This is a genomic window from Povalibacter sp., from assembly GCF_036735925.1.
GTDB lineage: Bacteria > Pseudomonadota > Gammaproteobacteria > Steroidobacterales > Steroidobacteraceae > Steroidobacter.
The window spans coordinates 1-8,360 of the sequence record NZ_DAINNK010000132.1; the positions used below are offsets into that span (position 1 = coordinate 1).

6 protein-coding genes are annotated in these 8,360 nt (G+C 64.7%); 3 read left to right on the top strand and 3 right to left on the bottom strand.

The genetic code is table 11. From position 1 onward, the window contains the following. The first annotated feature begins 437 nt into the window (after nt 1-437). The 3 genes from V7D81_RS22415 to V7D81_RS22425 are packed head-to-tail and all read left to right on the top strand — an operon-like array spanning nt 438 to nt 4,964. Complete coding sequence (locus V7D81_RS22415; RefSeq protein WP_324320511.1) at nt 438-1,772, top strand: efflux RND transporter periplasmic adaptor subunit; 1,335 nt, start codon at nt 438-440, stop codon at nt 1,770-1,772. A gap of 26 nt (nt 1,773-1,798) precedes the next feature. Beyond that, nucleotides 1,799-2,482, top strand: a complete 684-nt coding sequence (locus tag V7D81_RS22420) for an ABC transporter ATP-binding protein (protein ID WP_324320512.1) — start codon at nt 1,799-1,801, stop codon at nt 2,480-2,482. 40 nt (nt 2,483-2,522) lie between these two features. After that, the gene (locus V7D81_RS22425) at nt 2,523-4,964 is read left to right on the top strand and encodes an ABC transporter permease (protein WP_324320514.1); all 2,442 of its coding nucleotides are present in this window, start codon (nt 2,523-2,525) and stop codon (nt 4,962-4,964) included. An 81-nt stretch (nt 4,965-5,045) separates the two neighbouring features. Here the strand turns inward: V7D81_RS22425 and V7D81_RS22430 are convergent, their stop codons facing one another. The 3 genes from V7D81_RS22430 to V7D81_RS22440 form a co-directional block, all read right to left on the bottom strand. Continuing rightward, entirely contained in the window at nt 5,046-5,819 is a 774-nt protein-coding gene (locus V7D81_RS22430; RefSeq protein WP_324320516.1) for a LytR/AlgR family response regulator transcription factor, read from the bottom strand. Further along, entirely contained in the window at nt 5,809-7,644 is a 1,836-nt protein-coding gene (locus tag V7D81_RS22435) for a sensor histidine kinase (RefSeq protein WP_324320518.1), read from the bottom strand. The genes V7D81_RS22430 and V7D81_RS22435 overlap by 11 nt, the downstream gene beginning before the upstream one ends. Nucleotides 7,645-7,665: 21 nt before the next feature. Further along, a partial coding sequence (locus V7D81_RS22440; RefSeq protein ID WP_324320520.1) for a tetratricopeptide repeat protein occupies nt 7,666-8,360 on the bottom strand: 695 nt, incomplete at its 5' end.

The following is an 8,360-nucleotide window of genomic DNA, read 5'->3' on the forward strand; positions in this document are numbered from 1 at the left end:
GCGATGGGCCAGGAAGGATGGGAACTCGTGCAGGTGGTGACGGTATCCCGTCCCGACGCCTTGCGGGGCTCGACTGACCAACGCCCTGCACTACATCTTCAAGCGTCTCCCGGACTGAAGCCGGATCACGGCCAGGTGCCCGCGGCGCAGCCGTGCTCGTCGAATCGAGTTGCGCAAATAACGACATCTGTAGTATTTAAGACTTCCTATGTAGTTGCAAGATTTGAGAGAGCGCGCCGGCATTGGGCATCTCCGCAGTCGTCGATGACGTGGGCGCTGCGGATATGAACGATCCCGAGCAACGCGCAAATGCCAAGGATCAGGCGTAGAGGAACCATCGCTACATGAGATTCAGGCTGTGTGCCCCGGATGTAGTCCGCGCGATGCGAAGACCGCCGCGCGGACTGCGGCGCTGCCGGCCCTGAGGAGCACGCCCGGTGAGTTCCGATCAGGGCGAGGCGCGCCTGGCACACATCCAGCAGCCGCGGCTCGTCGCCGACGCTCCTGCCGACCGCGTCACCGGCGCCGCCATGGATGAGCCGCTGCCCAAGCGGCGGCGAACCCGTCTGATCGCCGCGATCGCCGCCGCCGTCGTGCTGGTCGCGGTCCTTCTGATTCGATGGGTGTTGCCGAACGGCTTGCAGGTTGCGGCAGCCAACGTCCGCATTGCCGCCGTCCAGCGTGCGATGTTCCGCAATGACGTGGTGGTGCGCTCGACCGTGGCGCCGTTGCGCACCATCATGCTCGACTCCCTCGCCTCCGGTCGCGTGGAAGAGATCTTCGCCAGCGACGGCGCGACGGTCCGGAAAGGCGATCTGCTCTTCCGCCTCTTGAACCCGCAGTTGCGCCTGGAGCTGGTCGCGCGGGAAGCGGACCGCGCCCAGCAGATATCCAACGTCTCCACTCTGCGGGTCGCGCTCGAAGCGGCCCAGACGGAGCACGACCGGCAGCTGTTGCAGCTCGACTTCGATCTCGATCAAGCACAGAAGCTGCTCGCGCGATACGTCCCGCTGGCGCAGGAGGGCGTGATCTCGAAGGCAACGCTGGAGCGGGCCCAGGACGACGTGCTGCTGCGCCAGCAGGCCGTCGAGAGCGCGCAGAAGCGCACCGCGATCGAGATGCAGATCAAGCGCGAGGGCATCAGGCAGATGGAACAGGCGATCGAGCGGCTCGACGCCGGCCTGCAGGAGGTGAACAAATTGATCGACGGGCTCGCCGTGCGCGCGCCGATCGCCGGCCGGCTGACGAACTTCAGCCTGCAGCTGGGCGAAATCGTCAAGGCCGACCAGCGCATCGGGCGCATCGATGATCCGGGCGAGTTCAAGGTCGAGGCCAGGATCGACGAATATTTCCTCGGCAGCGTGGCGGTGGGCAGACGCGGCCACGTGAGCGTCGAGGGGCGCACCTACGAAGTCGAAATGAGCCACGTATTCCCGCAGATCACCGATGGCCGCTTCTCGGCCGAGCTGCGCTTCGCCGGCGAAGCGCCTCCCGGGCTGCAGCCCGGGCAGAGCCTGGAAACGCGCATCGTTCTGGGAGAGACGACGCCCGCCCTGATCCTGCCCAACGATGCGTACATGAACGATACCGGCGGCAGCTGGGTTTACGTGGTGGCAGCCGACGGCACGACGGCCGAGCGGCGCGCGATCCGCGTCGGCCGCCGCAACAACAGCCAGGTGGAAGTGGCTTCCGGCCTCGCCATCGACGAGCGTGTGATCGTGTCGAGCTATGCAGCCTACGGCGCCGCCGAGCGGCTGCAGATCGCCAGATAGCGTCCCTTTTGCAACCTGGAGGCACCGTGATCAAGTTAGTGCGTACGACGAAGAAGTTCGTGGGCGGCGAAGTCGTCACCACCGCGCTCAATGACATCAGCCTGGAGATCGCGGCTGGGGAGTACATCGCGGTCACGGGGCCGTCGGGCTGCGGCAAATCGACGCTGCTGTCGATCCTCGGCATGCTCGACAGCCCCGATGCCGGCGAGTACTGGTTCGAAGGACAGGACGTGGCGGGCTGGAACGAAGCGAAGCTCAACGAGCTGCGCCGCGGGCGCGTCGGCTTCATATTCCAGAACTTCAACCTGATCGAAGAGTTGTCGGTGCGGGAAAACGTCGAGCTCGCGCTCGAATACTCCGACGTTCCCGCCAGGGAGCGCCGCGAGCGTGTGGCGCAGATGCTCGATCACCTCGGGATCGGTCACCGCGCCAGGCATCGACCGTCGCAATTGTCGGGCGGCCAGCAGCAGCGCGTCGCCATCGCGCGCGCGCTCGTCAACAGGCCCGCGGTGCTGCTGGCGGACGAGCCGACCGGCAATCTCGACTCGGCGCACGGCGAAGAGGTGATGCGCATCCTGCAGCAGATCAACGAGGCGGGCACCACGATCGTGATGGTCACTCACTCCCCGGCGCACGCGGCGCGAGCCGCGCGCACGGTGGGCCTGATCGACGGGAGAATCGCCGGGACGGCCGAAGCCGTCGCCGCCTGACAGCCGGAGGTCGCGATGAAACTGCGGGATTTCAAGGTCGGTGCGCCTGCTGCTGGCAGATCCGGTGTACTCCCTGGTCACCCTACTCGGGCTCGGGGTGGGCCTGGGCGTGTTCCTGCTATTGGTCGGCTTTGCACGCTACTGCTGGCAATACAACACGCACGTGCCGGACGCGGAGCATGTCCATGTCATCAAGCAGCGTGCGAATCTCGAGCCGGGCACGCCCTGGTACGATCAGGCACCGGTGCTGTTGCGTGAAGCCGCGAGCAACCTGCCCGGCGTCGTCAGCACGACCGGCTTCGTGAACTGGTTTCCGCTCACCGCGCAGGTCGATGGGCAGGTCAGCAAGCTCAGGAATCTGACCACCCTGCCGGGGTTCGCCGAGATGCTGGGGCTGCGCGCCATCAATGGCGACCTGGCCGACGCATTGTCGCGCCCGGACAGTCTCGCCCTGACGGAAAGTGCCGCCAGGCGCCTGTTCGGCACGACGGACGTGCTGGGGAGAACCGTGACGCTGAAGGCGGTGGAACCCGGTACGAGCACCGCGCGCGTCACCGCGATCCTGCCAGACCCGCCGGCGAACACGACCATTCCATTCGAGGCGCTGCACGGACCGAAGCTCTCCCTGGTGCCGCAGTGGATGGCGACCGAGGCGATCACCGGCGAGATGTCCTTCCCCGGCACGCTGTTCATCCGTGTCCGGCCCGATGCGTCGATTCCGGCGATCACCGAGGCTCTGCAGAACGCAGTCGACCGGGCGCCGGCGACTCAGCGGCTGCCGGCTGCCGCGAAGGACCGGCTGGGCGGACGCAAGATCGTCGATATCAAACTGGCGCCGCTGCGCGATGCCTATTTCGATCGCGAAATCGCGATCAATCCGTTCTCTCTCAAGGTCGACCGGGGCAATCCTGCCGTCCTCGCGGGGCTGCTCGCGATCGCCAGCCTCATCCTGGCGCTGGCGACCCTCAACTACGTCAACCTGGCGACCATCCGCGTCGCGCGCCGCGAGCGCGAGATCGCCATGCGCAAGGTGCTGGGCGTCAAGCGCCAGCGCCTGGTACTGCAGTTCGCCGCGGAATCGCTGCTGGTCGCGATGCTGGCGACGGCCATAGGGCTGCTGCTCGCCTATCTGCTCCTGCCCGTCTTCGCCCAACTGATGAACCGCGACCTGAGCAGCCTGCTCACGCCGGGCAACATCGCGGCAGCCGTGGCGATCGGCATCGTGCTGGGCCTGCTGACCGCCCTCTACCCTGCCTGGATCGCCTTCGGCGTACGTCCGTCGCAAGTGCTGGCGGGACGCGCGCATACCGAATCGGTGCTCAGCAAGCGCCTGCGACAGACCTTGTCGGTGCTGCAGATCGCGGCCGCGATGGGGCTGGCGAGCTTCACTCTGGGCATCTATCTGCAGGCTCGTTTCGCCATGAACGCCTCGCCCGGCTTCGATCCCTCCTCGCTGCTCGCCTTCGAGATCAACGAAGGCGTGATGATGGGCGAGTCGGAAGTCTCCCGTGCGCTCATCACGGCGCTCTCGCAGGAACCCGCGATAGCCGGCGTCGCCACCGCGGCGGATGCGGTCGGGCGCTCCAGGTACCCGTTGAGCGCCGAGGTCAAACAGGAAGGCGGGCCGAGCGTGATCATGGACAACAAGCTGGTCAGCGCCAACTTCTTCGAACAGTACGGCATCCGGCCCGTGGCCGGCCGGCTGTTCGACTCGCAGACCGACTGGAAGAGCGAAGGTGATCCGGTCGTGATCAATGCGCTTGCGGCGCGCGCGCTCGGCTTCGCCTCGCCGCAGCAGGCGGTGGGACAGACGTTGCTGTTCAGGAGCAGCCGCTTCGGCACCGGTCCTCAAGGCCTGGTCACCAAGCGCGTCGTGGGCATCGCGCCGGAAATCCGCTTCCATTCGCTGCGCGAGGTTCCGCGTGCCACCGCCTACGAAGTGTTTACGAGCGGCGTCACGGTCACGGTGCGCGCGAGCGGATCGGTGGCGGATGCGGAACGAGCCGTGCGAACGGTGTGGCCGCAGTACTACCCGAACTCCGTCCTCGAACTGAGCCCTGTCAAAGACATCTATGCCGCCAACTATGCGGACGATGCCAGGCTGGCCAGGCTGCTCGCGCTCGGGACGATCATCGCCATGATCATCGCGGCCTTCGGCATCTATGTGCTCGCCGCCGATACCGTGCAGCGCCTGACGGCGGCCATTGCGATGCGCAAGCTGTTCGGCGCCCGTCGCCTGGACATCGGCAAGCTGGTGGCCAGAAAGATCGGCGGCACCGTGCTGTTGTCCGCGGCGATCGGCCTGCCGATCGCTGCGCTGGCGCTCGTGCGCTACTTCGCGCCGTACACGGAACGCACGCCGCTCGGTTACTGGACCTTGGTGTTCGCGTTGATCGTCACCCTGGCGGTTGCCGCGCTGGCCGCCGCCAGGCACGCGTGGCTGGCGATGATGCTGAGACCCATAGTGGCGCTGCGCGTGTGATTGCCCGCTGAACGGCGACTTGCGAGCGTGCCGCGGGCGGCAATGAGCGCCGCCAATTCCTGGACGCGCGTCGCTGCAGGTTCAACCTTTGCGCAGCTGCAGCAGCTCTCTCACGAGCTTCGACTGACGTTCGCTCACCTGAATCTCGGTGCGTTCCTTGTCGTTCAGGACAAGCATGTAAGAGCCTTTGATCAGCGGCGCGACTTCGGCAATCTTCTTGCTGTTGACGATTGCCGAGCGATGGGCACGGAAAAATGGCGGGTCGGTGAGGCGAGCCTCGAGATCGGCGAGGTTGTAATCGGTTCGATAGAGCTGTGTCGTCGTCTGAACCTTGACGAGGCCGTCTTCCATCTTGAAGACGCAGACGTCATCGAGCGGAATCAGGACGTAGCGATCGCGGAACCTCGCGACGACGTGCTTGAGTTCCGTTCGGGTCGAGTGCACGAGCGCGTGCACTCGCGATTTCTCCGCCGCATTGTCCTGCGCACTGCCGTGAAGTCGCTCGACGCGCTCCAGCACCGACGCAAGCTTGCCGCGATCGATCGGTTTCAACAGGTAGCCGACGGCGTTCGCGGCGAAGGCATCGAGGGCGTACTGATCGTAAGCGGTCGCAAAGATCACGAGTGGCCACGAGGTTCCTGCCGGCAGATTGCGCAGCGCCTCGAAGCCGTCGCAGCCCGGCATCTGCACGTCTAGAAACACAAGGTCTGCAGACATGCTCGCCATCGACTCGATGGCTTCGAGACCGTCACGGGCTTCGCCAATGATGTCGATTCGTTCGAATGGCGCGAGGAGCTTTCGCAGACGCGACCGCGCCGCCTCCTCATCGTCGATGATCAGCGTCCTAATTTTCATGTAGCGGCAAGAGCAATGTGATGCATGTCCCGCGTCCGCAGGCGCCTCGGCCGATATTCATTCGCGCACGGTCGCGATAAACCGTCTGCAATCGCTCGCGAACGTTTCTGAGCCCGATACCGATTCGATTGGGTGCTCCCGCCGGTATGCCGACACCGTCGTCTGAGATTTCGAGCTTGAGATACTCGCCGGCGCGCATCGCGCTGATGCTCAACACTCCACCTCCTGGGGTCGGCGCGAGACCGTGTCGTACCGCATTCTCGACGATCGGCTGGAGAATGAGCGAGGGCACCTGGCGCGCACCGAGAGTTTCGTCGTTGCGCATCTCGACGCGCAGGCGCTCGCCGAACCGAACCTGTTCGATATCGAGATAGCGACGAACGAACTGCAACTCCTCGTCGAGCGTCGAGAGCATCTGGTCGTGCCGGGAAAGCGCATATCGAAAGCAATCCGCAAGCCGTTCCGTCATCGTCTCCGCCTGCTCGGGCGCGCGTCCAATGAGGTCGGTGATCGTATTCAGCGTGTTGAACAGGAAATGCGGGTCAACCTGAGCGCGCAGCGCGGTGAGCTTGGCCTCGGTCAGTGAGCGTTGCAACCGCTCCTCCCGCAACCTGGACTCGCGCCGTTCCGCCTCGAGCTGCAACGACTCGAGGCGGTAGCTGAGCTCCAGCGCGATGGCTTCGGCAAACGCGAACTCTTCCTGCATGAGTACGCGCGAGTCCTTCGATGCCGCGAGATCGAGCACGAGTCGATCGCCGACCCGGATTCGGGCGAGATATGTCGCGGCCTCGGCGAAATCCCCGCCCGAGCGTACCGCCGCTTTTACGCGCAACGCTTCCCTGATGGTATGTTCCGCGAGCGCGATCAACTCGTCGTCCGTCGATGCGCGGCGCGCCTCCTGCACGAAATCCCCTTTCACCAGTGCGTACGCCGGGCGGCGCAGCAGGAATCGATCCACCCAATGACTGATCCAACCGAACACCGCGGGCGCCACGAGCATGAGTGCGGCGACCAGGATCGTTGCGGTCACGAACGGCAGGCCGGGCACGAATGCTGGAATCTGCGCCACGACGAGTGCGGCGACACACACGCTTGCGATGAGAACGAGACTGCGCTTCAACGCGATGTCGGCATAGCGGGTCTGCGCAAGAAAGAACGACAGCAACAGCGTCCACGGCAACACCCACAAAGCGCTGATCAAGGAGGCGATCTGCTGCAGCGGACCGTCGGCTAGCGAGTCGTGAATCGACACGAGCGTCGCCAGGATCTGCACGAGCGCCAGGAGCGTTGCAGCTGGCGCGAACCAGCGCGCGATCCGGGGGCGCGCTTTGTTGGCAGAGGCGCGGCTGCCTGCAAACGCAGCGACGATACAGGCCCCCGCAAAGAAGAGCGAGACATAGAACGCGCCCGACGGAAATGGCGTATCGCCGACACGGAAGTCAGTCCGCAGCAAGACGATGGCGAACCAGATCGCCAGTGCGATGCTGCCGACATGGGCAAGCACCTTGAGGAACTTGCGTGCCTGGTCGGACCGTACATGAGGGTCGCCGAGACTGGTAAAGACCAACGGCCCGAAACACGTGGAGACCCAGGCAATCGACTCGGCAATGTCGACGGCCCGACCCTTCGGATACGCGATGTCCAGGCTCACGGCCGCGAACGCCGCCACGGCGTACAGAAGCCCGGTGACCCAGAGCCAACCATAGGGCCGTGCGCCACCGCCTGTCGCATGGAAGGGGCGATGCGTGACCAACAATAATCCGCAGAGCGCTGCGGCCGTAGCGAATCCCAGCGCCTCTATCGCATTCAACATTGTCGCGTTCACGATGGCTCTTCAATCAGCGCTTCAATGCCCGTGACACTGGGTACAGTCTCTGCCGATGTTCAAGCGAAGTTTCATCATGTCGGCCGTCGGCGGCGATTGATTGCCGCTCAGTACTGCAAGGCGTTCACGAGCGCGTTGAGCGGCTGGCGTGTCACGCCGAGCCATGCGTTCGTACGTGGATCGAGCCTCATCGCGCCGCCCACTCTCCCATTGCAAATCCGCGAGCAGCAGGGCGACGACATCACCCGCACGAGTTCCATCTGCCACGTTCATGAGAAACATCAGGTCATCTTCGATCGGTAAGTCATGCCTCAGCGGGAGCGGAAGCGCAAGCGATGAGAAAGCACGCATCAACCTGACCGGCACTTGCGACGGAGCCAGTTCCACTCCGCGATTCAAGTCGACGATCGCGCGGCGAAGATCCTCCGGCGCTCGGCTTCGATTCGCGATGACGGTTCGTGCCATGCCCCGTCCGGCCGTGGCATAGGCGTTGCTCGGATCGAGTCGCACGGCGCGATCGAACGCCTCGAATGCGTCTTGCGCAGCCGAAGCCGCGACTCGTGCATCACTCTTTCCATTTGCTGCCGCCGTGATCTGCATGAAGTATGCAGTGCCGAGCTCGTTCCAAACCTCGATATTGTCCGGGGCTGCCTCGACAGCGGTCCTCAGAACGGCAAGGGAGTCCTGCGCACGCTCGTACCTGCCCACTCGGACCT